Origin of the sequence: Acidovorax sp., from assembly GCF_034519795.1 — a bacterium.
Lineage (GTDB): Bacteria > Pseudomonadota > Gammaproteobacteria > Burkholderiales > Burkholderiaceae_C > Acidovorax.
Map to the genome: position 1 here is coordinate 21,269 of NZ_JAXHOB010000022.1, position 26,896 is coordinate 48,164.

22 protein-coding genes and 1 pseudogene are annotated in these 26,896 nt (G+C 68.8%); 17 read left to right on the top strand and 6 right to left on the bottom strand.

All coding sequences use genetic code 11. From position 1 onward, the window contains the following. Positions 1–4 precede the first annotated feature (4 nt). Together U5N23_RS25975 and U5N23_RS25980 are read left to right on the top strand one after the other, a co-directional pair. Positions 5–2,074: a VC_2705 family sodium/solute symporter gene (locus tag U5N23_RS25975; RefSeq protein ID WP_322595662.1), complete on the top strand. Its 2,070-nt coding sequence runs from the start codon at positions 5–7 to the stop codon at positions 2,072–2,074. A 242-nt stretch (positions 2,075–2,316) separates the two neighbouring features. After that, positions 2,317–2,859, top strand: a complete 543-nt coding sequence (locus U5N23_RS25980) for a hypothetical protein (protein ID WP_322595606.1) — start codon at positions 2,317–2,319, stop codon at positions 2,857–2,859. Between the two features lie 76 nt (positions 2,860–2,935). Here U5N23_RS25980 and U5N23_RS25985 read toward each other — a convergent pair whose 3' ends face one another. Next, on the bottom strand, positions 2,936–3,295 hold the full coding sequence (locus tag U5N23_RS25985; protein ID WP_057202373.1) for an FKBP-type peptidyl-prolyl cis-trans isomerase: 360 nt from the start codon (positions 3,293–3,295) through the stop codon (positions 2,936–2,938). Positions 3,296–3,407: 112 nt separating this feature from the next. Next, positions 3,408–3,722, bottom strand: coding sequence for a winged helix-turn-helix transcriptional regulator (locus U5N23_RS25990; protein WP_007857697.1), 315 nt, complete (start codon positions 3,720–3,722; stop codon positions 3,408–3,410). A 243-nt stretch (positions 3,723–3,965) separates the two neighbouring features. Between U5N23_RS25990 and U5N23_RS25995 the strand changes: the two genes are divergently transcribed. Then, complete coding sequence (locus tag U5N23_RS25995; RefSeq protein ID WP_322595607.1) at positions 3,966–4,832, top strand: methyltransferase domain-containing protein; 867 nt, start codon at positions 3,966–3,968, stop codon at positions 4,830–4,832. Between the two features lie 24 nt (positions 4,833–4,856). Here U5N23_RS25995 and U5N23_RS26000 read toward each other — a convergent pair whose 3' ends face one another. Further along, a complete protein-coding gene (locus tag U5N23_RS26000; RefSeq protein WP_322595608.1) occupies positions 4,857–5,753 on the bottom strand; it encodes a LysR family transcriptional regulator in 897 nt (298 codons plus the stop codon). 115 nt (positions 5,754–5,868) lie between these two features. Between U5N23_RS26000 and U5N23_RS26005 the strand changes: the two genes are divergently transcribed. The 9 genes and pseudogenes from U5N23_RS26005 to U5N23_RS26045 all read left to right on the top strand — a co-directional run bounded on the left by U5N23_RS26005 (position 5,869) and on the right by U5N23_RS26045 (position 16,176). Beyond that, positions 5,869–6,813 (top strand): hydroxymethylglutaryl-CoA lyase, encoded by a 945-nt coding sequence (locus U5N23_RS26005; protein ID WP_416208670.1) that lies wholly within the window; start codon positions 5,869–5,871, stop codon positions 6,811–6,813. A 20-nt stretch (positions 6,814–6,833) separates the two neighbouring features. Continuing rightward, complete coding sequence (locus U5N23_RS26010; RefSeq protein WP_322595610.1) at positions 6,834–8,054, top strand: CoA transferase; 1,221 nt, start codon at positions 6,834–6,836, stop codon at positions 8,052–8,054. 81 nt (positions 8,055–8,135) lie between these two features. Further along, on the top strand, positions 8,136–9,116 hold the full coding sequence (locus U5N23_RS26015) for a tripartite tricarboxylate transporter substrate binding protein (RefSeq protein ID WP_322595611.1): 981 nt from the start codon (positions 8,136–8,138) through the stop codon (positions 9,114–9,116). A gap of 198 nt (positions 9,117–9,314) precedes the next feature. After that, entirely contained in the window at positions 9,315–9,947 is a 633-nt protein-coding gene (locus U5N23_RS26020) for a PepSY-associated TM helix domain-containing protein (protein ID WP_322595612.1), read from the top strand. A gap of 17 nt (positions 9,948–9,964) precedes the next feature. After that, a complete protein-coding gene (locus tag U5N23_RS26025; protein WP_322595613.1) occupies positions 9,965–10,495 on the top strand; it encodes a DUF2271 domain-containing protein in 531 nt (176 codons plus the stop codon). A 29-nt stretch (positions 10,496–10,524) separates the two neighbouring features. Continuing rightward, positions 10,525–11,325: a DUF4198 domain-containing protein gene (locus U5N23_RS26030; RefSeq protein WP_322595614.1), complete on the top strand. Its 801-nt coding sequence runs from the start codon at positions 10,525–10,527 to the stop codon at positions 11,323–11,325. 27 nt (positions 11,326–11,352) lie between these two features. Next, positions 11,353–12,441, top strand: coding sequence for an FAD:protein FMN transferase (locus U5N23_RS26035; protein WP_322595615.1), 1,089 nt, complete (start codon positions 11,353–11,355; stop codon positions 12,439–12,441). Next, positions 12,438–13,832 (top strand): sulfite reductase subunit alpha, encoded by a 1,395-nt coding sequence (locus U5N23_RS26040; protein WP_322595616.1) that lies wholly within the window; start codon positions 12,438–12,440, stop codon positions 13,830–13,832. The genes U5N23_RS26035 and U5N23_RS26040 overlap by 4 nt, the downstream gene beginning before the upstream one ends. Positions 13,833–14,009: 177 nt before the next feature. Beyond that, a pseudogene (locus tag U5N23_RS26045) lies at positions 14,010–16,176 on the top strand (TonB-dependent receptor domain-containing protein). Between the two features lie 814 nt (positions 16,177–16,990). On the opposite strand, the gene U5N23_RS26050 reads toward U5N23_RS26045, so the two are convergent. The 3 genes from U5N23_RS26050 to U5N23_RS26060 are packed head-to-tail and all read right to left on the bottom strand — an operon-like array spanning position 16,991 to position 20,366. After that, a complete protein-coding gene (locus tag U5N23_RS26050) occupies positions 16,991–18,727 on the bottom strand; it encodes a bifunctional metallophosphatase/5'-nucleotidase (protein ID WP_322595617.1) in 1,737 nt (578 codons plus the stop codon). Positions 18,728–18,786: 59 nt separating this feature from the next. Then, the gene (aroC, locus tag U5N23_RS26055) at positions 18,787–19,884 is read right to left on the bottom strand and encodes a chorismate synthase (protein WP_322595618.1); all 1,098 of its coding nucleotides are present in this window, start codon (positions 19,882–19,884) and stop codon (positions 18,787–18,789) included. 32 nt (positions 19,885–19,916) lie between these two features. Then, the gene (locus tag U5N23_RS26060) at positions 19,917–20,366 is read right to left on the bottom strand and encodes a CBS domain-containing protein (protein ID WP_305745831.1); all 450 of its coding nucleotides are present in this window, start codon (positions 20,364–20,366) and stop codon (positions 19,917–19,919) included. Between the two features lie 98 nt (positions 20,367–20,464). On the opposite strand from U5N23_RS26060, the gene U5N23_RS26065 reads away from it, so the two are divergent. Genes U5N23_RS26065 through U5N23_RS26085 form a run of 5 tightly spaced genes read left to right on the top strand, consistent with a single transcriptional unit; the run spans position 20,465 to position 26,892 of the window. After that, positions 20,465–21,772, top strand: a complete 1,308-nt coding sequence (locus U5N23_RS26065; RefSeq protein ID WP_322595619.1) for an O-acetylhomoserine aminocarboxypropyltransferase — start codon at positions 20,465–20,467, stop codon at positions 21,770–21,772. 8 nt (positions 21,773–21,780) lie between these two features. Continuing rightward, entirely contained in the window at positions 21,781–23,268 is a 1,488-nt protein-coding gene (locus tag U5N23_RS26070; protein ID WP_322595620.1) for a DUF4303 domain-containing protein, read from the top strand. Between the two features lie 58 nt (positions 23,269–23,326). Beyond that, the gene (locus U5N23_RS26075; protein WP_322595621.1) at positions 23,327–24,139 is read left to right on the top strand and encodes an alpha/beta hydrolase; all 813 of its coding nucleotides are present in this window, start codon (positions 23,327–23,329) and stop codon (positions 24,137–24,139) included. A gap of 15 nt (positions 24,140–24,154) precedes the next feature. Next, positions 24,155–25,144 (top strand): DUF2157 domain-containing protein, encoded by a 990-nt coding sequence (locus tag U5N23_RS26080; RefSeq protein WP_322595622.1) that lies wholly within the window; start codon positions 24,155–24,157, stop codon positions 25,142–25,144. Next, entirely contained in the window at positions 25,141–26,892 is a 1,752-nt protein-coding gene (locus U5N23_RS26085; RefSeq protein WP_322595623.1) for a GDYXXLXY domain-containing protein, read from the top strand. The genes U5N23_RS26080 and U5N23_RS26085 overlap by 4 nt, the downstream gene beginning before the upstream one ends. The last annotated feature ends 4 nt before the right edge of the window (positions 26,893–26,896 follow it).

The window sequence follows — 26,896 nt, forward strand, 5'->3', positions numbered from 1 at the left end:
TGCGGTGGAGAAAGCCTATTCCTGGCGCCTGCACCGCATTCTGGTGCTGTACATCACCGGGGTGTTCGGCTTCCTGGCCCTCATGACCTGGGCCGAGCACCAGGGGCTGTCGCGCCACTGGATCGGGCCGATCTTTCTGTTCCTCACCGTCATGGTGTATGCCGGCATCGGCGTCTATGGCCGCACTTCGGACCCCGAGGAGTATTACGTCGCCGGCAGGCGCATTCCGCCCATGTACAACGGCATGGCGGCTGCGGCCGACTGGATGAGCGCGGCCTCGTTCATCAGCCTCTCGGGGGCGCTGTACCTGCAGGGGTTTGCGGGCACGCCCGGCCAGCCCGGCGGCCTGGCCTACCTGCTGGGCTGGACGGGGGGCTTTTGCCTGGTGGCGATGCTGATCGCACCGCACCTTCGGGCCATGGGCCTGTACACCGTGCCCGATTTCTTCCACGTGCGTTTTGGCGGGCGCTGGCCCCGTGTGATCGCGGCGCTGGCGGCCGTGCTGTGCTCCTTCACCTATGTGGTGGCGCAGATCTACGGCGTGGGGCTGATCGCCTCGCGCCTCACGGGCGTGCAGTTCGAGATCGGCATCATGCTCGGCCTGGGCGGGGTGCTGCTGTGTTCCTTTCTGGGCGGCATGCGCGCTATCACCTGGACCCAGGTGGCGCAGTACGTGGTGCTGCTGCTGGCCTTTCTGATCCCCGTGTCCTGGCTGGCCTACAAGCAACTGGGCAGCCCGCTGGCGCCCCTGGTGTACGGTGCGCAGATCACCAAGATCGCCGACCTGGAGGCGCAGTTGCTCGACTCGCCCGCCGAGCAGCAGGTGGTGCAGGTCTACCGCCAGCGTGCGCAGGAGTTCGAAGAGCGCCTGAAGGACGTGGAGGGGGCCCTGGAGCGCGAACGCGAGAAGGGGCGCGAGCGCATCCGCACGCTGCGCGCGCAGAACGCCGACGTCGGCCTGATCGTGCTGGCCAGCCGCGACCTGGCGGCGCTGCCGCGCGACCCTGCCGCTGCGCGCGAGCGCTGGACGCGCGAGATGCAGGAGAACATCGAGCGCACGCGCCCGCTCGGGGGCCTGCCGCTGCACAGCCAGGCCTTTGCGGGCGACCCCGATGGCACGCCCGAGGAACAGCGCGAGTTCGACCTGAGCCGGCGCAACTTCATGGCGTTGATGTTCTGCCTGATGGTGGGCACGGCCGGGCTGCCGCACCTGCTCACGCGCTACTACACCTCGCCCACCGTGTCGGGTGCGCGGGCCTCGGTGGGCTGGTCCCTGTTCTTCATCGCCCTGCTGTACCTGAGTGCGCCGGCGCTCGCGGTGCTGGTCAAGTTCGAGGTCATGCACAACCTGGTGGGCAGCAGCTTCGAGGCGCTGCCCAACTGGATGGCCCAATGGGCGCGGGTGGATGCCTCGCTGCTGTCCATTGAGGACGTCAATGGCGACGGCATCGTGCAGTTCGGCGAGATCCGCCTGGGGGCCGACCTGATCATGCTGGCCACGCCCGAACTCGGCGGTCTGCCCTACGTGGTCTCGGGCCTGGTGGCGGCGGGCGGGCTGGCGGCGGCGCTGTCCACGGCGGATGGGCTGCTGCTCACCATCAGCAATGCGCTGGTGCGCGACCTGTACTTCCAGGGGTCGGACCGCGAGGCCTCGCCCGAGCAGCGCGTGATCCTCACCAAGTTTGCGCTGCTGGCGGTGGCGCTGTCGGCGGCCTTCGTCGCGGCGCTCAAGCCGGCCGAGATCTTGCCTATGGTGTCGGCCTCGTTCTCGCTGGCGGCCTCGGCCTTCGTGCCGGTGATGGTGCTCGGTATCTTCTGGCGCGGCACCACGCGCCAGGGGGCGGTGGCGGGCATGCTCTCGGGCCTGGGCGTGGCGGTGTACTACATGCTCTCGCATGTAGGCGCCGTGAAGGCGCTGCTGCCGGCCTGGCTGCTGGCCGATGGGCTGTGGTTCGGCATCCAGCCCATCTCGGCCGGGGTGTTCGGCGTGCCGACGGGCTTGCTGGTGGCGCTGGTGGTCAGTCGCATCACGCGGCCTGCGCCTGAGTTGCCGCGCGTGCGCGTGGAGATGTAGCGCCGCACTGCGCCCGGCGAAGCGGTTCTGGTCAGGCAGCCCGGCAGCACGACAAGACGCAGCAACGGCGCCAGAAGCGCTTTGGGGCCGGTCCCAATCGGCACAGGTCGCAGGGGCATGGAAAAACCCGACTTTTCAAGGCGCCCTAATCGTGACACTCTGTAAACCGGCTTCCACGGGAGGTGGTGAATGGGCTGTGCGCAGTCTGCGATGGGCAATATCAAAGAATACGGGGGAGGGTCATGGTTTTGGTCAAAACGCAGGCGGGGCAGGACGCACTCAAGGACCGCCAGGGTGGTTTGACATCGCGGCAGCGCTCCGCCTTCATCCTGTTCGATGGCAAACGCTCCACGGGCGAGGTGCTGGCGGCCACGGCGGCCATGGGCATCACGCAGGACGACGTGCAGGCCATGATCGCCCTGGGCCTGCTGGAGCCGCAGTCCGGCAGCGGCGCAGGCGCTGCCGTGGCTGCAGCCGCCGCCAAGGGCACGGGACAGGCGGTGGCAACTGCCAATGCCGTGTCGTCGGCCTCAAGTACCTCGTACGAAGCCACCGTGGCCATGGAGGCCGTGCAGGGCAGTGGCCGCTCGGACCAGCAGCGCTACACGGATGCCTATCCGATTGCCACCGAACTCACCGCCGGCCTGGGCTTGCGTGGCTTTCGCCTGAACCTGGCGGTGGAGGGCGCGGGCAGCTTCTCCGACCTGGCCGCGCTGGCCCCCAAGATCCGCGAGGCGGTGGGGGATGCGAAGTTTGCGCGCTTCGACAAGGCCCTTTTTGACTGAGGGCCGTGACAGCCGGCCATGAAAAAGCGGCCCGCAGGCCGCTTGGTCGTTCAGGTGGTGCCCGAAAGCGCTTGCCTCAGCGGCCGACCTTGAGCAGTTCCACGTCGAACTTGAGCGTGGCGTTCGGCGGGATCACGCCGCCAGCGCCGCGTGCGCCATAGCCCAGGGCGGCAGGGATGATCAGCGTGCGCTGGCCGCCGATCTTCATGCCCTGCACACCTTCGTCCCAGCCCTTGATGACCATGCCGGCACCCAGCGAGAACTCGAAGGGGTCGTTGCGGTCACGGCTGGAGTCGAACTTGGCGCCTTGTTCGCCGTTGTTGTAGAGCCAGCCGGTGTAGTGCACCGATACGTTCTGGCCCTTGGTGGCTTCTGCGCCTTCGCCTACGGTGGTGTCTTCGTACTGCAGGCCGGATGCGGTGGTGGTGAACGCCATGAAAATCCTTGTTTGCTATGGAGTTGGTAGCGGTATGCCGTGGTATTGCAACGGAAAAACGCCGGTTGAAGGGTGTTGGTGGAGGGCGCTGGCCCTGGCGAACGGCCTGATTTTACGCGGCTGGCTTCTTCACGCGGCTGGCCACCCAGCGCGTGGCGAAGGCCTGCACGTCGCTCAGGCGCTTGAGCAGGTCGGTGCCCGAGGGGGTGACGGTGTAGCCGTCGCTGCCGTGGTCGACCAGGCCGGCCTCGCGCAGTTCCTTGATGCGGGTGTTGAGCGTGTTGGGGGTGATGCCGCCCACGCTGTCCTGCAGCAGCCGAAAGGTCTGGGGGTGTCCGTCACGCAGGGCCCACAGCACACGCAGCGCATAGCGGCATTCCAGCCGCTCGAACAGCTGGTTGATGGCGAAATTTTCCTTGGAGCTCATACAAGCTTCTCCTCGCGCGGTGTGTATGGAAAACAGTGGCGGCCCGCCGGACACTGCCCGCAAGACGCCGCCAATATAGCTTGGAAACGATTTTGCTACAAGTTTAATAGCTCTGAACGCAGCGCTGACATGCGCCAACCCCATTAACAGGGGGTCTTTTTTGCGAAGTGTTGCGGCACTGCCACGGCGTGCAAGAGCCGGTAGCATCCCGGGCATCGGGCTGCGTTGCCCTGCGAGGAATCCATGGAACACAAGCACTTGCACGAGGCCAACCGGCTGTCCTGGAACGCCGCCACGCGTGCCCACAACCGCCACAAGGGCGACCAGGCCGTCTTTTTCCGGAATGGCGGATCGCCGCTGTTTGCGGAGGAAACCGCGCTGCTCGGCGACCTGCACGGCCAGGCCGTGCTGCACCTGCAGTGCAATGCCGGGCAGGACAGCCTGGGCATCGCCCGCCTGGGCGCCCGGGTCACTGGTGTGGACATCTCGGACGAGGCGATTGCCTTCGCCCGGGCGCTGTCCGATGCCAGCGGCATTGCCGCCGAGTTCGTGCGCTCGGATGTGTACGACTACTTCGACGGGCTGGCGGCCTCGGCAGGGCCGGGTGGGCTGTTCGACACCGTGTTCAGCTCCTACGGCACCATCTGCTGGCTGTCGGACCTGGCGCGCTGGGCACGCGGCATCAGGGCGGCGCTGCGACCGGGCGGGCGCTTCGTCTTCGTGGAATTCCACCCCGCCGCGCTGGTGTTCGATCCACAGTGGCAGGCCCGCTACGACTACTTCAACGAGGCACCGGTGCACGAGGCCGGGGTGGGCGACTATGTGGGCGAGACCCAGACGGCGCGCGAAGGGCAGGAGGCGGCAACGCCCGAGGTTTTCGCCAACCCCCACCCCAGCCACGAGTTCGCCTGGGGCGTCGGCCGTGTGGTGACGGCGCTACTGGCCGCGGGCCTGCAGGTCGAGGCGCTCGAGGAGTACCCGTACATGAATGGCTGGCGCGCCTTCGGGGACATGCAGGACCTGGGCGGGCGGCGCTGGGGCATGCCCGCCGGCATGGCGCGCATGCCGCTGATGTACTCCCTCGTCGCGCGCCGGCCGGCAGCGGCCTGAACGGCGCTCGCAAGGCTGCGCGGCTCAGCCGCGCGCTGCCAGGTGGTCCACCAGCAGGCGGGCCGCCGGGGTCAGTGCCTGCGGGCTGCGCCAGCAGATGGCAAAGCGGCGGTCGGCCCAGGGGTCTGACAGGTCGATGATGCGCATCGGCGCGGTCTGGGCAAAGGACGCGGCCACCTCGCGCGGCACCACGCTGATGGCCAGGTTGGCGCGCACCACGCGCAGGGCGGCGTCGAAGTTGGAGACCTGCACGCGGTGCGCCATGGCCTTGCCCTCCACGGCGGCGGCCCGGGTCAGCAGCAGTTGCACGGCGCTCAGGGCGGGCATGCTCACGAACTCGTGGTCCAGCACGTCGGCAAAGCGCACGCTCGTCTGCTGCGCCACCGGGTGGCTGGCATGGGCCACGATGGCCAGGTGGTCGTGGCGGTAGCTGCAGGTGGCCAGGCCCGTGAGGTCGGCCGCATCCCAGCAGATGCCGATGGAGGCGCTGCCCTCGCGGATGCCGCGCACCACGTCGGGGCTCACGCGTTCCTCCATGCTGATCTGGATGTCGCGGTGGGCGGGATCCTGCAAAAAGGCCGCCACGTCTTCGGCCAGCGATTCGGCCAGCACCGAGGCCGTCGCCAGCACCCGCACATGGCCCCGGATGCCGGTGGCAAAGGCGGCCATGTCGCGCTCGATCTGGCCCACGCTGACGAGCATGGCGCGTGCGTGCTCCAGCAGGGTTTCGCCCGCCAGTGTGGGCACCATGCCATGGCGCTTGCGCACCAGCAGTGCTGTGCCCACGGTGTCTTCCAGTTGCGCCAGCCGCTTGCTCACAGCCGAGCCGACGATGGACTCCTGCTCGGCCGCGCGCGCAATGTTGCGGTGCTCGCAGACGGCGACGAAGAGTTTGAGGGTTTGCAGGTCGAGCGGGCGCATGGTGGTGCTTCTCCAGATATTCCGGTTCGGAATTTTAGGAGTTCCAAAATTGAGTTCATATGTCGTGGTGGAATTTTTAGAATACCTCCACGCCATGAACACCGCTCACAACACCATGAACCCTGTGCCCGCGACCGCCGTCATCCGCGAGGTCGGCCTGCGCGATGGCCTGCAGAGCATTGCCACCATCGTCTCCACCGCGCACAAGATCGAGTGGCTTGATGCGGCCCATGCCGCTGGCCAGCGCGAGATCGAGGTCGGCTCCTTCGTGCCCGCACGCCTCCTGCCCCAACTGGCCGACACGGCCGAGGTGCTGGCGCATGCGCTCACGCTGCCCGGCCTCACTGCCTCGGTGCTGGTGCCCAACCTCAAGGGCGCCGAGCGCGCCATCGAATGCGGCGCCCACCTGATGGTGGTGCCCCTGTCGGCCAGCCATGCCCACAGCCTGGCCAATCTGCGCAAGACACCCGACGAGGTGGTGGCCGAGGTGGCGCGCATCCGCGCGGCACGCGACGCCTCGGGCAGCCGCACGCTGATCGAGGGCGGTGTGGGCACGGCCTTCGGGTGCACGCTGCAGGGCGAGGTGGCCCAGAGCGAGGTGCTGCGCCTGATGCAGGCCCTGCTGGACGCCGGTGCCGACCGCGTGAGCCTGGCCGACACCGTGGGCTATGCCGACCCGGCCGGCGTGCAGCGCCTGTTCGAGAAGGCCCGCGCCCTGGTGGGCGAGCGTCTGGCCTGCGCGCACTTCCACGACACGCGTGGCATGGGCCTGGCCAACGCCTACGCCGCATGGCAGACCGGCATCACGCGCTTCGATGCCTGCCTGGCCGGCATTGGCGGCTGCCCGCATGCGCCCGGCGCCAGTGGCAATGTGACCACCGAGGACCTGGCCTTCATGCTCGAACGCATGGGGGTCGCCACCTGCCTGGATGTGCCCGCGCTGCTGGCCCTGCGCCAGCGCGTGCAGGGCTGGCTGGCCGGTGAGACCTTGCACGGCACGCTGTGGCAGGCGGGGCTGCCACGTACCCATGCAGCCGCTGCGGCACTGGCGGTGGCCTGAACCATTTATCGTCACGACCCATGAATGCTCCTTTGAACCCTTCTTCTGTCCCTGCCCCCGCGCTGCCCCTGGCCGGCCTGCGCGTGGTGGAATTCACCCACATGGTCATGGGCCCCACCTGCGGCATGGTGCTGGCCGACCTGGGCGCCGAGGTCATCAAGGTCGAGCCGGTGGATGGCGACCGCACGCGCCACCTGCTGGGCGCGGGGGCCGGCTTCTTCCCCATGTTCAACCGCAACAAGAAGAGCATTGCGCTGGACCTGCGCACGCCCGAAGGCCTGGAGGTGGCGATCCGCCTGGCTTCGTCGGCCGACGTGGTGGCGCAGAACTTCAAGCCCGGGGTGATGGCCAAGTACGGCCTGGACTATGCCGCGCTGTCGCGCCTGAACGAGCGCCTGGTCTATGTGAACCACACGGGCTTTCTGCCCGGCCCGTACGAGCACCGCACCGCGCTCGACGAGGTGGTGCAGATGATGGGCGGCCTGGCCTACATGACGGGGCGCCCCGGCGACCCGCTGCGCGCGGGCACCAGCGTCAACGACATCATGGGCGGCATGTTCGGCGCCATCGGTGCCATGGCGGCGCTGATGCAGCGCGCGGCCACCGGGCGCGGGCAGGAGGTCGATTCGGCCCTGTTCGAGAACAATGTCTTCCTGGTCGGCCAGCACATGATGCAGTACGCCGTGACGGGCCAGCCCGCCGCGCCCATGCCCGAGCGCATCTCCTCCTGGGCGGTGTACGACGTGTTCAGCGTGAAGGACGGCGGGCAGATCTTCCTGGCTGCCGTGAGCGATGCGCAGTGGGCCACGTTCTGCAATGCCATGGGCTATACCGACCTCAAGGCCGACCCGGCGCTGGCCCTGAACAATGACCGCGTGCGCGCCCGCGGCACCCTGCTGCCCGATCTGCGCCGGCGCCTGGCGCTGCACACGGCCGAGGAGCTGTCGGCCATCTTCGAGCGCCACGGCCTGCCGTTCGCGCCCATCATGCGTCCCGAGCAGCTGTTCGACGACCCGCACCTGAACGCCACCGGCGGCCTGGCCGACATCACGCTGCCCGACGGCGAGCGTGCCGGCAGCACGGCGCGCGTGACGCTGCTGCCGCTGCGCATGGACGGCCAGCGCATGGCGGTGCGCACGGACCCACCGAAGCTGGGCCAGCACACGGCCGAACTGCTCGCCGGCCTGGGCTACACCGCCGACCAGGTGCAGGCATTGCAGGCGGCCGCCGCCGTGGCCTGATTTCACCCCCCCCTGCCTGGCGGCATGAGCGCAGCAGCCGTCTGCGCGCTGCCCGGCGGTTCACCCCCCAGGAGACAAAGCATGCACGCACTTTCTTCGACCACCCGCCGATGCGCCCTGGCCCTGGGCGCTGCTGCGCTCGCGGCACCGGGCCTGGCGCTGGCCCAGCTGGGCGACAAGCCCTTGCGCATCATCCTGCCGCTGTCGGCTGGCTCGGGCGCGGATGGCGCCATCCGCGCCATCAGCAGCAGCCTGTCCAAGGCGCTGGGCCAGCCCGTGGTGATCGAGAACCTGCCCGGTGCGGGGGGCATCACCGGCACCACGCAACTGGTGCGGGCACCCAAGGATGGCTCGGTGATCGGCGTGGTCTCCAACAACCACGTGGTCAACCCCAGTGTGTACAAGAACATCCCGTTCGACTCCATCGAGGACATCACGCCCATCACCATCATCGGCGCCACGCCCTTCGTGCTGGTGGTCCACCCCTCGGTGCCGGCGAAGAACGTCAAGGAACTGATCGCCCTGGCCAAGGCCAAGCCGGGCGTGCTCAACTATGGCTCATCGGGCAACGGCACCATCCTGCACCTGGGTGCGGCGATGTTCGTGGACCAGGCGCAGCTCGACATCAAGCACATCCCTTACAAGGGCATGGGCCCGCTCATGAACGACATCCTGGGCGGGCAGGTGCAGCTCGGTGTGGTCGCGGTGGCGCCGGCCGCTGCGCACATCAAGGCCGGCGCGCTGCGGGCGCTGGGCGTGAGCACCGCCACGCGCGTGCCCACGCTGCCCGACGTGCCGACCATTGCCGAGCAGGGGCTGCCGCGCTACGAGCTCGACGGCTGGATCGCTGCCGTGGCGCCTGCGGGCATCCCCAAGGCGGAACTGGTGCGTCTGCACAGCGGTTTCAAGAACGCGCTGGCCATGCCCGAGGCGCGCGACGCGCTGATCGCCCAGGGCTATGAGATCCGGCTCACAGCGCCCGAAACATCCACCGCCTTCATGCGCAGCGAACTGGCGCGCATGGCGCAGGTGGTGAAGAACGCGAACGTGAGCATGGATTGAAATGAAGCCACCTTGCGCAGTCGCTTCGCGGCGTCGCCCTGGAGGGCAAGCGCTGGCGGGGCAGGGTGGTGCCGTGTCCCGGCCGCTTCCCGAGGTAAAGATGGTTCAAATGCAAATGGTTTTCATTCTCTTCAACTAGAATCCTGGTTTCCCATCCCCGCGCGACGCCTTCGGCGTGTTGCGCGCACCCCTCCAGGAATGACCAAACCACAGGACAACCGGCGCCGTTCCTACTGGCTCAAGACGCTGCACGAATGGCATTGGGTCAGCTCGGCCATGTGCCTGATCGGCATGCTGCTGTTTGCCGTCACGGGTTTCACGCTCAACCATGCCGGGCAGATCGAGGTCAAGCCCCGGGTGGTGAGCCAGCAGGCCACCGTGCCCGGTGCGCTGCTGGCCACCGTCAAGGCCGCACCGCCACCGCCCAAGGACCGGGGGCCGCTGCCCGCTGCGCTGCAGGACTGGGCGCGCGCGCAGTGGTCGCTGGACACGGCGGACCGCGAGGCCGAGTGGTCGGCCGACGAAATCTATGTCTCGCTGCCGCGCCCCGGCGGCGATGCCTGGTTGCGTGTGAGCCTGGCCGACGGCGAGGCCGAGTACGAGCGCACCGACCGCGGCTGGATCTCCTACCTCAACGACCTGCACAAGGGCCGCAACACGGGGGCCGCCTGGAGCTGGTTCATCGACATCTTCGCCGCCGCCTGCCTGGTGTTCACCGTCACCGGACTGTTCATCCTGAAGATGCATGCGGGCAACCGCCCCTTCACCTGGCCCATGGTGGGCATGGGGCTGGTGATCCCGGTGGTGCTGGCGCTCCTGTTTATCCACTGAACCGAAAGAAGACAAGAATGCCTGTGACAAAGCATTTGCACCTGCGCTACAGCATCGCGCTGGGCGCATGCCTGGGCGCCCCGGCCTTTGCCGCTGGCCTGGGCGTGGGCGTGGAGATCCCGCGCCTGGACGTGGCCGAGTACCACCGCCCCTACGTGGCGATGTGGGTCGAGCGTGCCGACAACTCGGTGGCATCGACCCTGGCCGTCTGGTACGACGTGAAGATGAAGAACGACGAGGGCGCCAAATGGCTCAAGGACCTGCGCCAGTGGTGGCGCCGCGCGGGCCGTGAGCTCACCGTGCCCATCGACGGCGTGACCAGCCCCACGCGCCCCGTGGGCAGGCACCAGGTGGCTTTCAATGAAGGCACCAGGCAACTGGCCACGCTGCCCGCCGGCAGCTACAAGCTGGTGGTCGAGGCCTCGCGCGAGGTCGGTGGCCGCGAGCTGGTGACGATTCCCTTCACCTGGCCTGCCGCCAAGGCCCAGCAGCTCAGTGCCAAGGGCAGCAGCGAGCTGGGCGAGGTCACCCTCGACCTCAAGCCCTGAACCCTTTGACGAATACCCGGAGACTTTCCATGCAACTCAAGACCCGTATCGCCGCCTGCATCGCCCTGCTGTGCGGTGCCTTCTCGGCCCAGGCCCACAACGTGTGGCTGCTGCCATCGACCACCGTGCTCTCCAAGGCCGAGTGGATCACCGTGGATGCCGCCGTCTCCAACGACCTGTTCTTCTTCAACCACTTCCCGCTGGGCCTGGACAACCTCGTGGTGGTGGCACCCGATGGCTCGGCCGCCAAGCCCGAGAACGCGCACCGCGGCAAGCTGCGCAGCGTGTTCGACCTGAACCTCACACAGACCGGCACCTACCACCTGGCCGTGGTCAGCAGCGGCCTGAACGCCAGCTACAAGGACAAGGCCGGCCAGCCCAAGCGCTGGCGCGGCACGGCCGAGAAGTTCGCGGCCGAAGTGCCTGCCGACGCGCAGGACCTGAAGGTCACGCAGTCCGCAGGCCGCATCGAGACCTTCGTGACGGTGGGCAAGCCCAGCGCCATCAAGCCCACGGGCCAGGGCCTGGAGCTGGTGCCCGTGACGCACCCCAACGACCTCGTGAAGGGCGAGAAGGCCACGTTTGCCTTCCACGTGGACGGCAAGCCCGCCGCCAACCTCGACGTGGTGCTGGTGGCGGGTGCCACGCGCTACCGCGACAAGATCGGCGAGATCAAGGCCACCACCGATGCCAAGGGCGAGTTCAGCGTGACCTGGCCCGCCGCCGGCATGTACTGGGTGGATGCCGATGCCAAGGACGAGAAGACCTCGCTGCCCCAGGCCAAGGAACGCCGCCTGTCGTACGTGGGCACGCTCGAAGTTTTGCCTTGACCTTTTGCCGCTGAGGTTTCTGCGCGCATGAATATCCAGGTGCAGTACGGGCAGGGGTTCGGGCGCACAGCCGTTGCTGCGGCGCCTCTTCCTGCCCTGGCATCGTTCGGCGGGGCTGGCCATGCCGCCCCGCATGCACCCGTGCGCGCTGCCGACCCTGCTGTCTTGCAGACCCTGGTCGGCGAGGCCATGGGCACCACCTGGTCCGTGCGCCTGTGCAATCCGCAGTTCACACCGCTCGCGCCGGTGCGCGCAGCCATCGAAGAAGCCCTGGCCCTGGTCGTGCGGCAGATGAGCAACTGGGAGCCCGAGTCGGAGGTCTCGCGCTTCAACCGCGCGCCGGCGGGCAGCTGGCATGCGCTGTCGCCCGCGTTCTTCACCGTGCTGCAGGCCGCGCAGCACTGGGCGCTGGCCAGTGGCGGCGCCTTCGACGTGGGCGTGGGGGCGCTGGTGGACCGCTGGGGCTTTGGCCCACGGCCCGATGCGCAGGCTGACCATGTGGCGCCCGCCAGGATGCCCTCGGTGCAGGAGCAGCAGGCCCTGCGTCCGCACCGCGCGGGCCTGGCGCTGCGCGACGCGGGCTTGCAGGCGCTGCAGCCGGGCGGCCTGCAATTGGACCTGTCGGGTATTGCCAAGGGCTATTCGGTGGACCTGGTGGTGGACAGCTTGCGTGCGCAGGGCTGGACGGATTTCCTGGTGGAGGTGGGCGGTGAGCTGCGCGCGAGCGGCACGCGCCCCGGCGGCCAGCCCTGGCGCGTGGCCGTGGCGGCCGAGGCAGCAGGCACGGCCCGGGCGCTGCCGCTCCAGGACATGGCGGTTGCCACGTCGGGCGACCACTGGCATGCCTTTGAGCACGGGGGCCGCCGGTATTCGCACACCATCGACCCACGCACCGGAGAGCCGGTGGCACACGCCCTGGCCAGCGTGACCGTGCTGCACGCCGAGTGCATGCATGCCGATGCCCTGGCCACGGTGCTCACCGTGCTGGGGTCCGTCGAGGGCCTGGCCTTTGCCACAGGGCAGGGCGTGGCCGCGCTGCTGTGCGAACGCTCGCACCAGGGGGCTCAGTGGACTGCGACCCCGGCATGGCGCGAGCGCTTTCCCGAATTTCAATGAACTTTTCTGATCCCGCTGTGCGGCTGGCCGCTGCCGCCGCCCTGGTGCTGCTCTACACGGCCCTGTGCGCCGCCATCTGGCTGCGCGAGCGGCGCAGGCAACGGGCGCAGGCCGCACAGGCCCTGGCACTTGCATCGGCGCGCGAAGGTGTGCAGCCGCTGCTGGTGGTGTACGCCAGCCAGACTGGCCAGGCCGAGGAACTGGCGCGCGAGACGGCGCGCCTCTTGCACACGGCCGGTGAGCCCGTGCACCTGTGTGCGCTCGACAAGCTCGACGCGGCTTTGCTTGCACGCAGCCGGCGCGCGCTGTTCCTGGCCAGCACCTACGGAGAGGGCGATGCGCCCGACAATGCCGCAGCCTTCCAGCAGGGGTGCATGGGGGCCAGCGATGACGGTGCGCCAGACCTGTCGCAACTGCAGTACGGCCTGTTGGCCCTGGGCGACCGCCAGTACGCCCACTTCTGCGGCTTTGGCCGCCAGCTCGACGCATGGCTGCGGGCGTGCGGTGCGGTGCCGCTGTTCGAGCGCGTGGAGATGGACAACGGCACGCCGGCGGCCCTCACGGCCTGGCAGCACCAACTGGCGCAGGTATCGAGCCTGAGCGAGCTGCCCGCGTGGGAGGTACCCGCCTTCGAGCAGTGGGCCCTGGCTGCGCGCAGCCACCTGAACCCCGGCAGCGAGGGGGCTCCCGTGCACCTCGTGGAGCTGGCGCCACCCGCTGGCGCGGCGGCTGTTTGGGAGTCGGGCGACCTGGTGCAGCTGTGCGTGCCCGGCGACATGAAGCACCCGCGCGAGTATTCGATCGCTTCGCTCGCCAGCGATGGCCGCGTGCACCTGGTGGTGCGCCAGGCCACACGCGAGGATGGTACGCCGGGCCTGGCATCGCACTGGCTCACTGCGGGTGCGCAGGTGGGCGCTGCGGTGCCCATGCGCCTGCGCGCACACCGCAATTTCCGGCTCGAAGACAACGCCGCGCGCCCGCTGATCCTGGTGGGCAATGGCACGGGCATCGCCGGCCTGCGCAGCCACCTGCGGGCCCGGGCGCAGACAGGGGCCGGGCCCAACTGGCTGCTGTTCGGCGAGCGCAACGCTGCGCACGATTTCCTCTTTCGCGACGAGCTCACCGCCTGGCAGGCGGCTGGTGTGCTCACGCGGCTGGACCTGGCTTTCTCGCGCGACGACCCGGCCCACAAAGTCTATGTGCAGGACCTGCTGCAGGCGCAGGCCGCCACCGTGCGTGCCTGGGTCGAGGAGCAGGGCGCGGCCATCTACGTGTGCGGCAGCCTGCAGGGCATGGCGCAGGGGGTGGACATGGCCCTCACGGGTTTGTTGGGACCTGCGCCCATGGCCGAGCTGGTGCGCAGCGGGCGCTACCGGCGCGATGTGTACTGAATCCACAGAACACGAATGGTAATGAAAACGATTTCCGTTATTAATTGATACAGTCGCGTTACAGATGGCGCCTGCCGCCATCACCGACCGTCGTTGAGCCGCAGAACAAAACATTTCAGAGCGCGTGGCACGGACCGTTTCCGCCGTTTCCATCGTTGTTCCTGGAGTGTTTTTCACATGCCCATCCGCCTGCCTGCCGGTGCCTGTCCGCTGCGCCTTTCGTCCCTTTCTCTGCTGGTCGCCGCCGTGTGCGCGGGGGGCTCCGCCCTGGCCCAGGAGCCCGCCACGGCGCAGTTGCGCGAGGTGGTCGTCTCCGCGTCGGGCTTCGAGCAGGACATCAAGGAGGCGCCCGCTTCCATCACCGTGATCACGCGCAAGCAACTGGAGCAGAACCGCTTCAACAGCCTGGCGCAGGCGCTCGAGGACGTGGAGGGGGTGGACATCGGCACGGCCACCGACAAGTCGGGTGGCCTCAACATCAGCATCCGCGGCATGCCCAGCGACTACACGCTGATCCTGATCGACGGGCGCCGCCAGAACGCGGCCGGCAACGTCACGCCCAACGACTTCGGCGGCACGCAGACCAGCTTCATGCCGCCGCTGTCGGCCATCGAGCGCATCGAGGTCATCCGCGGGCCCATGTCCACGCTGTACGGCTCGGACGCCATGGGCGGCGTGGTCAACATCATCACGCGCAAGGTCGGCAAGACCTGGGCGGGCTCGGTCACGGCGGACTACGCGCTGCAGGAAGAGGCCGATTTTGGCGACACGCGTTCGGGCAACTTCTACCTGAGTGGTCCGATCCAGCAGGACATGCTGGGCCTGACCGTGCGTGGCAGTACCTTCCGCCGCGGCGCGTCGGACATCCGCTACACCACGCAGGCGGGCAGCGAGGTGGTGCCCATCATGGGTGCCAACCCCGTCAAGTCCGAGGTCAACACCCTGGGCGCGCGCCTGGCGCTCACGCCCAACAAGTACCACGACCTTGTGCTCGACCTGGACACGGGCCGCCAGACCTACGACAACTCACGCGGTCAACTGGGCACGCTCGGTGTGCAGGGCGGCTACGCTCCCGAGCAGAAGTACCACCGCGACCAGGTCACGCTGGCCCACACCGGCCGCTACGGTTTTGGCACCTGGGACACGAGCTACATGGTCAACCGCACCGGGACCATCGGCCGCACCATCCCGCCCGGCACGCCCGGTGCGGTGCAGGGCACGGCGCGTTCGCTGGAGGTAGAGAGCAAGGTGCTGGACACCAAGCTCATGCTGCCCTGGGGCAGCAATCATTTGACCACCGTGGGCGGCCAGTGGTGGGACGCCGAGATGAAGGATGGCGTGGCCCCCGGCACGTTTGCCTTCACGCAGAAGGCCGTGTTCGCCGAGGATGAGTGGAGCGTGCTGCAGAACTTCAAGCTCACGCTGGGCGCGCGCTACGACAACCACAGCATCTTCGGCGGCAAGGTCAGCCCGCGCGTGTACGGCGTGTGGAACGCCGCGCCGCAGTGGACCGTGAAGGGCGGTGTAAGCAACGGCTACAAGACGCCGCGCGTGGAGCAACTGGCGCCGGGCATCAACGGCTTTGGCGGCCAGGGCACGATTCCCCTGGTGGGCAGCCCGGGCCTGAAACCCGAGACCAGCCGCAGTACCGAGCTGGGCGTGTACTTCGACAGCCCCGGTGGCTTTGCGGCCAGCGCCATGCTGTTCAACAACGACTTCAAGGACAAGATCACCAGTGGCCCCGGCCTGCTCAACTGCAGCTACAGCGTGGCGCCCAGCCGCCCCGGCTGCGTGAGCTTCGGCAATTGGCCGCGCGTGGATGCGTTTGGCCAGTCCATCAATGTGGACGAGGCCGTGACGCGCGGGCTCGAACTGAGCACCCGCATTCCGATCGCCAAGGCCTGGTCGGCAACTGCCAACTACACCTACACGAAGAGCGAGCAAAAAAGCGGGCCCAACCTGGGCAAGCCGCTGATGGATACGCCCGAGCATGCCTTGAATGCGCGGCTGAACTGGGAGCCTTCGCGGCAGTGGAATGTGTGGCTGCGCGCGGAGTTCCGCAGCGAGCGTTTCCGGGATCCGGGCACGACTGCGGACACTCGGGCTGCGAAGGCAGCGTTGGGGGACTTCAAGGCGTACACGCAGTTCCATGTGGGGGGGCAGCTACAAGGTGACGCCGCAGTTCACGATCAATGCGGCTGTGTACAACCTGTTCAACAAGGATTTTGTAGAGTACACGGCGTATACGGTGCCGGGGTCGCCTGCGGTGACGAACTATCGGAATCTTTATACGAACAGCCAGGATGGACGGCGTCTTTGGCTTTCGGCTACTTACGAGTTCTGATTGCGTGATTGGGGTTGTCGCTTCGCTCTGATGGGGCCTGCTTTGTTGAAGGGCGGAGGCCGGGATGTGCGCCCGGCGGCGCACCTACTTTCTTTTTGCGCAAAAAGAAAGTAGGCAAAGAAATAGCGCCCCGCTGTCTGCGTCCCTTCGCTTCGCTGCGGGCAACCTGCGATGCTCGGATCTGGGGTGGTGCCGATGAACTCGCTGCGTTCCCCCTGCGGGTGAACTCCGCTCAAACAGCATCGGCAAGCCAGATGACGAAGCGTGTGTGTCCTTCGGCACACACGCCCACCCCAGCTCCTGCGCTTCTCGGCGCAGCCAGAAGGGGTGGGAGCGGGGTCACGGACGGCTGCTGCTTCGCAGCTGCGCCTCGGGTCGGTTCGCGCTGTGCGCTGCCGACGGGCTGGGCGCGATCACTCGGCCCAGGCCAAGCGCAGCGAAGGCACACCGGGCCGAGCGAAGCAATGGCCCGTGTGGAGCCCGCTCCCACCCCCTTCTGACCGTGCCGAGAAGCGCAGGGCCTGGGGTGAGCGCGTGCCGAAGGACACGCGCCTCGTCATCTGACTCGCCGAAGCTGTTTGACCGGAGCTGCCTCGCAGAGGCAGCGCAGGGAGTTCTTCGGCGTCACCCCAGGACCGAGCATCGCAGGCTGCCCCCAGCGCCCGACAGGGCGATGGGGGACACGGGCAGCGGGGTCGTCTTTTCTTGGCCTACCTTCTTTTGACGACGCAAAAGAAGGTAGGTGCGCCGCCGGGCGCACATCCCGGCCTCCGCCCTCAACAAAGGCAAGAAGCCAGAAACGAACCCTGAAGGATCAAGGCAAATCCACCCGAACAATCCGATCCGTAGCCGGGGGAACGACAGCCCCCCCAGCAGCCGAAAAGTAAGACTCCAAAGCATCCAGATCCTGCCCCGCCCCCAACCCATCCACGCCCTGCGTGAAGACAGTGAAGTTGTCCCCACCCGTAGCCAGAAAACTGCTCACCACCACCCGGTACACAGCATCGGAGCGCAGCGGCTGCCCATTGAGCAACACCCCGCTCACCCGCTGCCCCGCAGGCAGCCGCAGGTCATACCGGTAGGTGAAGCCCTTGGAAACCGACAGCACCCGCGGGCTCTGCGCGGTGTTGGTGCCGCTGGCGAACTGCTGCTCCAGGATGGCTTTGACCTGCGCACCCGTGAATGACTGCACCATCAGGCTGTTGCCGAACGGCTGGGCCGTGAACATCTGGCCATAGCGCACTTGGCCGTCGGGCCCGGGCACCAGGGCGCCGCGCACGCCGCCGGGGTTCATGAAGGAGATCTGGGCATTCAGGCCCGGGCCCTGGGCCGCGAGCAACTGGGCGTCGGCGATCAGGTTGCCCATGGAGGTTTCGAGCGACGCAGCGGGCTCGCGCGAGACGGGGCCCGTGAGACGGCCTGCGGGGCGCTGGGCCTGGGGTTCGGCGGCGGCGCGGTAGCGCTCCACGATGGCATGCACGCCCTCATCGCGTGCGAAGACGGGGAAGCGCGGGTCCACGGCGAAGGTGGTGGGCCCGCTGGTGAAGCCCTCGCCCTGCACGATGACCTGGCGCGCGCTCTTGCGCACCACGCGGCGGGTGGCGGTGTCCACGCGCAGGCGGATGTCGGTGATGTGCGTGCCGTACTGGCCCGCACTGGTCAGCAGCAGCGGGTGGGCCGGGTTCACGCTGCCGTAGTCGCACAGGTAGGAGCGGTGCGTGTGGCCCGAGACCACCACGTCCACCGCAGGGTCGAGCCGCTCCAGGATGGGCACGATGTCGCCGCTCAGGCCCTTGCAGCTGGTCTCGCCCAGCGCCGCCTCGGTCTCGCCGCCCTCATGCACCATGACCACGATCACGTCGGCGCCCTGGGCGCGCAGTCCGGGGACCAGGGCGTTGACGGTGTCGGCCTCGTCCGCAAAGCGCAGGCCGGCCACGCCGGCGGGCGCCACCATGGCAGGCGTGCCGCGCAGGGTCAGGCCGATGAAGCCTACGCTGACCGTGACGCCGCCTTCGGTGAAGCGCTTGATGCCGGTGGGCGGCAGCAGCGGGCGGCCGTCGTCGTGCGAGGTGTTGGCCGCCAGCAGGCCGAAGTTGGTGCCCGGGAAGGTCGGATTGAGCTGGCAGGGCTCGCGCACGGTGTGCTTTTCGCAGCCGCCGTTCTTCAGGCGCAGCAGCTCGCGCCAGCCCTTGTCGAACTCGTGGTTGCCCACGGCGTTGAAATCGATGCCCATGCGGTTGACGGCCTCGATGGTCGGCTCGTCGAGGAACAGTGCCGACACCAGGGGCGATGCACCCACCATGTCACCGGCCGCCACCACCGCATGGTGTTTGTGGAGAGTCTTCAGATGCGCGATGGCGCTGGCCATGTAGGCCGCACCGCCGGCAGGCACGCGCGCCTGGCCGCTGCCGTCGGGTGCGGCCACGTTCAGTGCCATGCGCGGCGGCTCCAGATGGCCGTGCAGGTCGTTGAAGGCGATCAGGCCGATGTCGATGTGGGTGGGGGGCGCGGGTGGGGACGCGCAGCCTGCCAGCAGGGCGGCCGTTGCCAAGGCAGAAGCGGCCCATGCCAGCGGCCACTGGCGTGCAGCGCCCCGCGCTGCGGCCGCGCTCAAAGGAAGGACGCCTGGATGGGTGCCACCTCTCGCACCACGTCCGCACACTGGGCGCGGTTGCGCAAGGCATGCTCCATCACCACCAGCGCCAGCAGCGCCTCGGCGATGGGCGCGGCTCGGATGCCCACGCAGGGGTCATGGCGGCCCTTGGTGATCACCTCGGTAGGCTGGCCGTGGATATCGATGGACTCGCGCGGGCTGATGATGGAGCTGGTCGGCTTGATCGCGATCGACACCTCCAGGTCCTGCCCGGTGCTGATGCCGCCGAGCACGCCGCCGGCGTGGTTGGTGCGAAAGCCCTGGGGCGTCATGGAGTCGCCGTGCATGGTGCCGCGGTGGGCCACGCTCTCGAAGCCGGCGCCGATCTCCACGCCCTTGACGGCGTTCAGGCCCATCATGGCGTGGGCGATGTCGGCGTCGAGCTTGTCGTACAGCGGCTCGCCCAGGCCCACGGGCACGCCGCTGGCCGAGATGCGGATGCGCGCGCCGCACGAATCACCGGCCTTGCGCAGCGCGTCCATGTAGTCCTCGTACTGCTGCACGTCGGCCACGGGGGCGAAGAAGGGGTTTGCGCGCACATGGTCCCAGCTCTCGAAGGCAATGGGCAGCTCGCCCAGTTGCGTCATGCAGGCGCGGAACTGCGTGCCGTACTGCTCGGCCAGCCATTTCTTGGCCACGGCGCCCGCAGCCACGGTGGGTGCCGTCAGCCGCGCCGAGGAGCGGCCGCCACCGCGCGGGTCGCGGATGCCGTACTTGTGCCAGTAGGTGTAGTCGGCATGGCCCGGGCGAAAGCTCTCGGAGATGGCGCTGTAGTCCTTGCTGCGCTGGTCGGTGTTGCGGATCAAGAGCGCGATGGGGGTGCCGGTGGTCTTGCCTTCGTACACGCCCGAGAGGATCTCCACCGCATCGGGCTCGTTGCGCTGGGTCACGTGGCGGCTGGTGCCGGGGCGGCGGCGGTCCAGGTCGGCCTGGATGTCCGCCTCGGCGAGCGGCATGCCGGGCGGGCAGCCGTCGATCACGCAGCCAATGGCCGGGCCGTGGGATTCACCGAAGTTGGTGACTGCGAATAAGGTACCGATGGTGTTGCCGCTCATGGGACCGATTATCCCAGAGTGGCGGAACCTGTTCAGCCGCCGCGCTCTTCTTCGGGCCAGTCGCGGATGTAGGCCTTGAGCATCTTGTTCTCGAAGTTCTGGCTGTCCACCACGGCCTTGGCCACGTCGTAGAAGCTGATCACGCCCATGAGCATGCGCTTGTCCATCACCGGCATGTAGCGGGCATGGCGGTCCAGCATCATGCGGCGCACCTCGTCCATGTCGGTTTCGAGGGTGCAGGTCAGCGGGTGGTCGTCCATGGCCGAGCGCACCTGCAGCGTGCCCACGCTGCCGCCGTTCTTGACGATGGCCTGGATCACTTCGCGGAAGGTGAGCATGCCCACCAGGTCACCGAGCTCCATCACCACCAGGGAGCCGATGTCGCGGTCGGCCATGATGTCCACGGCATTGGCCAGCGGTTCGTCGGGGGTGACGGTGTAAAGGGTGTTGCCTTTGACGCGAAGGATATCGCTGACTTTCATGATCGGTCTCCAATGGGGCTCGGTAGGGCGCGGCAGGCCTGTTCGCATGAAATATAGCCCACAATGCCCGCCAGCACCGACAACATGGGAGACATTGGATGCCCGGTTACTCCGACCCCGGCTTTGACACGCTTGCGCTGCATGCCGGAGCCACACCCGACCCCGCCACCGGCGCACGCGCCGTGCCGATCCACCTGACCACCTCGTTCGTCTTCGAATCGAGCGACCACGCCGCCTCGCTGTTCAACCTGGAGCGGCCCGGCCATGTCTACAGCCGCATCAGCAACCCCACCAATGCGGTGCTGGAGCAGCGCGTGTCGGCCCTGGAAGGCGGCGTGGGCGCCATCGCCACCGCCAGCGGCCAGGCCGCGCTGCACCTGGCCATCTGCACCTTGATGGGCGCGGGCAGCCACATCGTGGCCAGCACGGCGCTGTATGGCGGCTCGCAGAACCTGCTGCACTACACGCTGTCGCGCTTCGGCATCGCAACCACCTTCGTCAAGCCCGGCGACATCGACGGCTGGCGCGCCGCCGTGCGGCCCGATACCAAGCTGTTCTTCGGCGAGACGGTGGGCAACCCGGGCCTGGACGTGCTGGACATTCCGACCATCAGCGCCATTGCGCACGAGGCGGGTGTGCCGCTGCTGGTCGACTCCACCCTGACCTCGCCCTGGCTCATGAAGCCGCTGGAGCTCGGCGCCGACCTGGTCTACCACTCGGCCACCAAGTTCCTCTCGGGCCACGGCACGGTGGTGGGCGGCATCGTGGTCGACGGCGGCAGCTTCGACTGGGACGGCCCGCGCTCGGCGGGCAAGTTCGCCGAGCTGACTGAGCCGTACGAGGGTTTCCACAACATGGTGTTCAGCGAGGAAAGCTCGGTGGGCGCCTTCCTGCTGCGCGCACGCCGCGAAGGCCTGCGCGACTTCGGCGCCTGCATGAGCCCGCACACCGCCTGGCTGATCCTGCAGGGCATCGAGACGCTGCCCCTGCGCATGGAGCGGCACATGCGCAACACGGCGCGCGTGGTCGAATTCCTGGCCAGCCAGCCCTTCGTCTCGCGCGTCGGCCACCCCATGCTCGAGTCGCACACCAGCCATGCCTTGGCGCAGAAGCTGCTGCCGCGCGGCGCGGGCTCGGTGTTCAGCTTCGACCTCAAGGGCAACCGCGAGCAGGGCAAGAAGTTCATCGAGGCGCTCAAGGTCTTCAGCCACCTGGCCAATGTGGGCGACTGCCGCAGCCTGGTGATCCACCCGGCCAGCACCACGCATTTCCGCATGAGCGACGAGGCGCTGGTGAATGCCGGCATCACGCAGGGCACGATCCGCCTGTCCATCGGGCTGGAAGACGCCGACGACCTGATCGACGACCTCAAGCGCGCCCTCAAGGCCGCGGAGAAGGCGGCCTGAGCCCGGTGATGGCAGGCAAGGCAGCCTCCATGGACTGGCAGGCCTTCGAGCAGACGCTGCTGGACGACGCGCTGGCGCTGGTGCTGCCCGCGCTGCAGGCGCACACCCTGCGCGGCGATGTCTATGCCGTGGCGCTGGCGGGCATGTACCGCGAGCTCGATGGCCCTATCTACCTGCCCACAGTGTCCATGGGCAGCGAGGCCGCATTGGCCGAGGCTGAACCGGAAGATGAGGGCGGCACGCTCCACTGTCTGCGCTGGAACCCCGCCGACTGGAACTGGCCCGAGATGTCCTCGGACAGCGCAGCCATGGCCTCCGCCCAGGCCGCATTGGCGGCCGAGGCCCAGGGCGGCGACGTGGCGCAATGGCAGGCCACGGACCGCCGCTGCGTCGATGCGCTGGTGAGCGTGTGCCACCGGTTGCGTGCCGCCCTGCAAGCGTCGCCCGTGGCCGACCGGCTCACGAGCGGCTTTGCCGTGCTGCTGCACGAGGACAGCGACGAGGGCATTGCCATCGCCCAGCGCTGTATGGGTGAGGAGGCCTTTGCACGCCTGCTGCCCGGCCATGCGGCCGACCTGGCCGAGGCCCGGCGCGTCGCAGGGTTGCCCGATGCCGAGCGTCTGCGCTACCACCTGGCCTGCCTGGCGCACCAGCCTGCTCCCGAGCTGGGACTGACGCGCGCGCAGGCCCAGCGCCATGGCGAAGCGGCGCAGGATGCCCTGCGGGACTTCGGGCCTGTTGCCATCCCGGCTTTGCTGTCACTGCTGGAGCACACGTCGACGCAATGCGAGGCCGCGCGCCTGCTGGGCGAGATCGGTGCGGCCACGCCCGAGGTGGTGGCCGCGTTGCGAGCGCAAGCACTGAAACCTGTGCCGCGCAGCAGCAACCGCCACCTGGCCCAGGCGGGGCGCAACTGGTGCGCCAGCGCGCTCGCCCATCTGGGCGACAGCGCCTGGCTGCTGCAGCAGGCCCAGGCCGGCACGCTCGGCGACGAGTGCGTGGCGCAGGGCCTGTCCTCGCCCTACGGCGCGTTCCGCAACCATGCGCTGGCCCCGCTGCCGCTCGACTACCGCCTGATCGAATCCCTGCCCGCCGTGCGGCCCGCGCTGCTGCCGCTGGTGGAAAAATGGCTGCGGCCCGGCAAGGGCACCTGCACGCTGCGTTTGCACGAGGTGGACGAGGCCCTGCGCGGCCTGCAATCGCCACTCACCGTGGTGCGCCAGCACGCGGCCATGCTGCTGGGCGAGCGGGCCCTGGGCGCGCAGGCCGGCGGGCACATCGTGCCCGCGCTGGCCCATGCCGTGGCGTATGACAGCGACGAGACGGTGCGCTACCTGGCCGTGCTGGCCCTGGACGACTGGCGCAGCGAGGCGGCCGCCGAGCGCCCGCTGGCCGAGGCCACGGCCGCCAGCGATGCCAGCACCAAGGTGCGCGATGCGGCCCAGCGCTGGCTTCAGGTGCTGGACGACATTGCCGCTGGCGTGCCGCCACGCTGAGGTTTCTCGACACCGCAAGAACGAAACAAAGACAAACGAACACAGAGGAACCATCCGTATGCAGATCCAAGTCAACGGCCACACCACCTATTGCTACACCGGCGGCAAGGCCTTCAACCCCGCACTGCCCACCGTGGTCATGGTCCACGGCGTGCTCAACGACCACAGCGTGTGGGCCCTGCAAAGCCGCTACCTGGCCAACCATGGCTGGAACGTGCTGGCCGTGGACCTGCCGGGCCACTGCCGCAGCGCGGGCGAAGCGCCAGCCAGCGTGGAGGCGGGGGCGGACTTCATTGCCGCGCTGCTCGATGCGGCCGGTGTGCAGCGCGCGGCGCTGGTGGGCCACAGCTTCGGCTCGCTGATCGCGCTGGAGGCTGCGGCCCGGCTGGGCGTGCGCGTGAGCCACCTGGTGCTGGTGGGCACGGCCTACCCGATGAAGGTCTCGCCCGCGCTGATCGACGCGGCGCTCAACGAGCCCGAGAAGGCGCTGCGCATGGTCAACGTGTTCTCGCGCAGCACGCTGGCGCCGCCTTCGGGTGCGGGCTTCTGGGTTTATAACGCGGGCATGGCGCTGGGCCGCAAGGTGCTGCGCAGCAACACTGCGGTCAATGTGTTCCACCGCGGCTTCGTGGCCTGCGACAGCTATGCCAATGGGGAACAGGCGATTGCCGCTGTGCGGTGCCCGGTGCTGTTCGCGTTGGGCGCGCAGGACCAGATGACCGCGCCCAAGGCGGCCCAGGGCCTGGTGGCGGCCGCGCGTGCCGCCGGCAAGCGGGTGCACACCACCAGCCTGCCCGTGGGCCACAACCAGATGAGCGAGGCCCCGGACGGTACGTTGATGGCGATCCGCGACTTTATTTCCCTGTCCTGAGCCAAAGGCCCTCCCATGACCCTGCGCACCGCCCTGTTCGAGCTGGCCCGCCAGCACACGCTGGACCGACCGGCCGCCACGCGCCTGCTCGGCCTCGCGGGGTTCGAACGCCCGCCTGCCGCCCTGCACACCACGCTGTGGCGCACCGTCGCGGTCATCGCGGCGGCGCTGGGTGGCCTGGGCCTGGTGATGTGGATCGCGGCCAACTGGGAGAGCCTGGGCCGCTTCATGCGCTTTGCGCTGCTGCAGGGCTTCGTGCTGGCCATGTGTGCGGGCGCCGCTTTCAGGGCCGGGGCGCGTGCACCACTGGCCATGCTGGCGCTGCTGGGCACGGGCGCGCTGTTCGCCTATTTCGGGCAAACCTACCAGACCGGGGCCGACCCCTGGCAGCTGTTTGCCGTGTGGGCCGTGCTCACGCTGCCCCTGGCGCTGGCCGTGCGCAGCGATGTGGTGTGGGTGCCCTGGAACCTGGTGGCCATGGTGGGCATCTCGCTGTGGGCGCAGGCGCACACAGGCCACAGCTGGCGCGTGTCGCCTGCGGACATGACGGTGCACCTGGTCTCCCTGGGCGCCGCGCTGGCCGTGGCGGCGGCCATGCTGCCGCAGGCGCAGCGCTTCACCGGTGCGGGTGTGTGGGCGCTGCGCACGGCGGGCACGCTGGCGCTGATGATGGTGACACTCACGGCGCTGGGCGGCCTGTTCCACTCGCCCGTGGCAGGCCACTACGGCCTGGGCCTGGTGCTGCTGGCGGCGGCTGCGGCGCTGGTGGGCATGCGCACGCATTTCGACATCTTCCTGCTCAGCGGTGCGGCGCTCGGGCTCAACATCCTGCTGGTCACGGGGCTGGCGCGTGCCATGTTCTCGAACTCCCGCGTCGGTGATTTCGTGGGCTCGCTGCTGCTCATCGGCCTGGTCGCTGCGGGGTTGCTGGCGGCCACCGTGAATCTGGTGATGCGCCTGGCACGGCGCGCCGCATCGCAGCAGGGACAGGGAGACGCGGCATGAGTGGCGCTCCCATCGATCCGGTGGACACCTCGGCAAGCGCTGCGGCACCTGTGAACTCTGCCCCGCCGAGTCCTCTGGATTCCATCGTGCAAGCCGCCGTGGCGCAAGGCATCCTGCCGCCCGGCGCTTCGGCGGCAGACGCACACCGTGCCGGCGGCACGGCGCGCCCCTGGCCCGTGGTGCTGCTCACGGCGCTGGGCGCCTGGCTGGCCGCGCTGCCGCTGCTGGCCATGTTCGGCCTGTTCTTCGGCGAATGGATCGCGCGGGACGCGGGTGCCTACGTCATCGGCGCCGTGGTGCTGGCCGGCGCCACGGCCGCCCTGCGCAGCAAGGACCTGCCGATCTTCCTGGAGCAACTGGCGTTTCCTGCGCTGCTCACCGGCGCGGGTCTGCTGGGCTTTGCCTTCGGGCGCGACATGGGCCTGCAGCCGGCTGCAGCCTTCATGCTCGTGGTGGCGCTGTCCGTGGCCGCGCTCGTGGACTTGCCCTGGCTGCGCGTGCTGTTGGGTGCGGGCGCGGCGGCGCTCTTCGCCGTGCTCATCTGGCCCGGCTCCGAGGGCCGCTGGGCCTTGTCGCCGCTGGTGCCCTGGGGCATGGTGCACGGCGTGCTCGCGGTGTGGGTGGGCCTGCTGCTGTGGCAGCGCCATGCGCTGGGCCGCGGTACGGCCGGCAACTGGCTGGCAGCGCTGCTGGAGCCCCTGGCCTGCGGCTGGCTGCTGGTGCTGCTGTGGGGCATCTGCGGCCTGTCGGGCCAGACCTTTCTGGTGGGCGGTGCGTTCGGTGCCGGCATCGGCGGTGAGCTGGTGCGCGAGGTCGGCCGGGAGGTCGGGCCGCGCGCCTTTGCGCTGCAATGGCTGGTGCAGGCGGCCAGCGTGCTGCTGGCGCTGGGTGCCGCCGCCATCGCGCAGCGCGCCTGGCCGGTGCTGCGCCAGCCCCGCGCTGCCGTGGTGGCGTTGGTGCTGGCCCTGCTGTGCTGGTTCTCGCCTTTGCTCGGCAGCGCACTGCTGGCCCTGGCCATCACCGGCACCAGCCGCCGCTGGGGCCAGGCCACTGCGGCCGCCTTGGCCGGCACCTGGATCATGGGTGGCTTCTACTACCTGCTGGCCTGGCCGCTGGCCACCAAGGCGATGGTGTTGGTCGGCTGCGGCGCGCTGCTGGGCTTGCTGGCCTGGAGTGCACTGCGCACGCCCCGCACCGCTGCTGCTGCGGGGCCTGGCCACGCGGCCCGCCACTGGGCCCACCGTGCCAGCCCCTGGCTGCTGGCGCTGAGCGCGGTGGCCACCGTGGCCGTGGCCAACATCGGCATCGCCGACAAGGAAAACACGATTGCCAACGGCCAGAAGGTCTACGTGCCCCTGGCCCCGGTGGACCCGCGCTCGCTGATGCAGGGCGACTACATGCGCCTGCGCTTCACCCTGCCGCCCATGGTGGGTATCGACCGGCGCGAAGCCGGCGTGGAAGGCCTGCTGGGCAGCCGGCCCTATGCCGTGGGCCGGCTCGATGCACGCGGCGTGGTGGCCTGGGAGCGCGTGGAAAAGTACGATGCGCCCATCGCCCCCGGCGAGTTCCGCATCCAGCTCACGCCCAAGAACGGCGACTGGACGCTGGTGACCGATGGCTGGTACTTCGCCGAAGGCGACGCCAGCCGCTGGGAGCAGGCGCGCTTTGGCGAATTCCGTGTGCAGCCGGACGGCAAGGCCTTGCTGGTGGGCATGGCGGACGAGCAGCTCGTGCCCATCGGCCGGTGATGCG

Bases quoted from the DNA above. Each gene is read 5' to 3' on its own strand.
- U5N23_RS26085 (WP_322595623.1), top strand. From the start codon at position 25,141: ATGAGTGGCGCTCCCATCGATCCGGTGGACACCTCGGCAAGCGCTGCG.
- U5N23_RS26080 (WP_322595622.1), top strand. From the start codon at position 24,155: ATGACCCTGCGCACCGCCCTGTTCGAGCTGGCCCGCCAGCACACGCTG.
- U5N23_RS26030 (WP_322595614.1), top strand. From the start codon at position 10,525: ATGCAACTCAAGACCCGTATCGCCGCCTGCATCGCCCTGCTGTGCGGT.
- U5N23_RS26015 (WP_322595611.1), top strand. From the start codon at position 8,136: ATGCACGCACTTTCTTCGACCACCCGCCGATGCGCCCTGGCCCTGGGC.
- U5N23_RS26020 (WP_322595612.1), top strand. From the start codon at position 9,315: ATGACCAAACCACAGGACAACCGGCGCCGTTCCTACTGGCTCAAGACG.
- U5N23_RS26070 (WP_322595620.1), top strand. From the start codon at position 21,781: ATGGCAGGCAAGGCAGCCTCCATGGACTGGCAGGCCTTCGAGCAGACG.
- U5N23_RS26060 (WP_305745831.1), bottom strand. From the start codon at position 20,366: ATGAAAGTCAGCGATATCCTTCGCGTCAAAGGCAACACCCTTTACACC.
- U5N23_RS25985 (WP_057202373.1), bottom strand. From the start codon at position 3,295: ATGGCGTTCACCACCACCGCATCCGGCCTGCAGTACGAAGACACCACC.
- U5N23_RS26025 (WP_322595613.1), top strand. From the start codon at position 9,965: ATGCCTGTGACAAAGCATTTGCACCTGCGCTACAGCATCGCGCTGGGC.
- U5N23_RS26040 (WP_322595616.1), top strand. From the start codon at position 12,438: ATGAACTTTTCTGATCCCGCTGTGCGGCTGGCCGCTGCCGCCGCCCTG.
- U5N23_RS26075 (WP_322595621.1), top strand. From the start codon at position 23,327: ATGCAGATCCAAGTCAACGGCCACACCACCTATTGCTACACCGGCGGC.
- U5N23_RS25980 (WP_322595606.1), top strand. From the start codon at position 2,317: ATGGTTTTGGTCAAAACGCAGGCGGGGCAGGACGCACTCAAGGACCGC.
- aroC (WP_322595618.1), bottom strand. From the start codon at position 19,884: ATGAGCGGCAACACCATCGGTACCTTATTCGCAGTCACCAACTTCGGT.
- U5N23_RS26000 (WP_322595608.1), bottom strand. From the start codon at position 5,753: ATGCGCCCGCTCGACCTGCAAACCCTCAAACTCTTCGTCGCCGTCTGC.
- U5N23_RS26005 (WP_416208670.1), top strand. From the start codon at position 5,869: ATGAACCCTGTGCCCGCGACCGCCGTCATCCGCGAGGTCGGCCTGCGC.
- U5N23_RS26035 (WP_322595615.1), top strand. From the start codon at position 11,353: ATGAATATCCAGGTGCAGTACGGGCAGGGGTTCGGGCGCACAGCCGTT.
- U5N23_RS26065 (WP_322595619.1), top strand. From the start codon at position 20,465: ATGCCCGGTTACTCCGACCCCGGCTTTGACACGCTTGCGCTGCATGCC.
- U5N23_RS25995 (WP_322595607.1), top strand. From the start codon at position 3,966: ATGGAACACAAGCACTTGCACGAGGCCAACCGGCTGTCCTGGAACGCC.
- U5N23_RS25990 (WP_007857697.1), bottom strand. From the start codon at position 3,722: ATGAGCTCCAAGGAAAATTTCGCCATCAACCAGCTGTTCGAGCGGCTG.
- U5N23_RS26010 (WP_322595610.1), top strand. From the start codon at position 6,834: ATGAATGCTCCTTTGAACCCTTCTTCTGTCCCTGCCCCCGCGCTGCCC.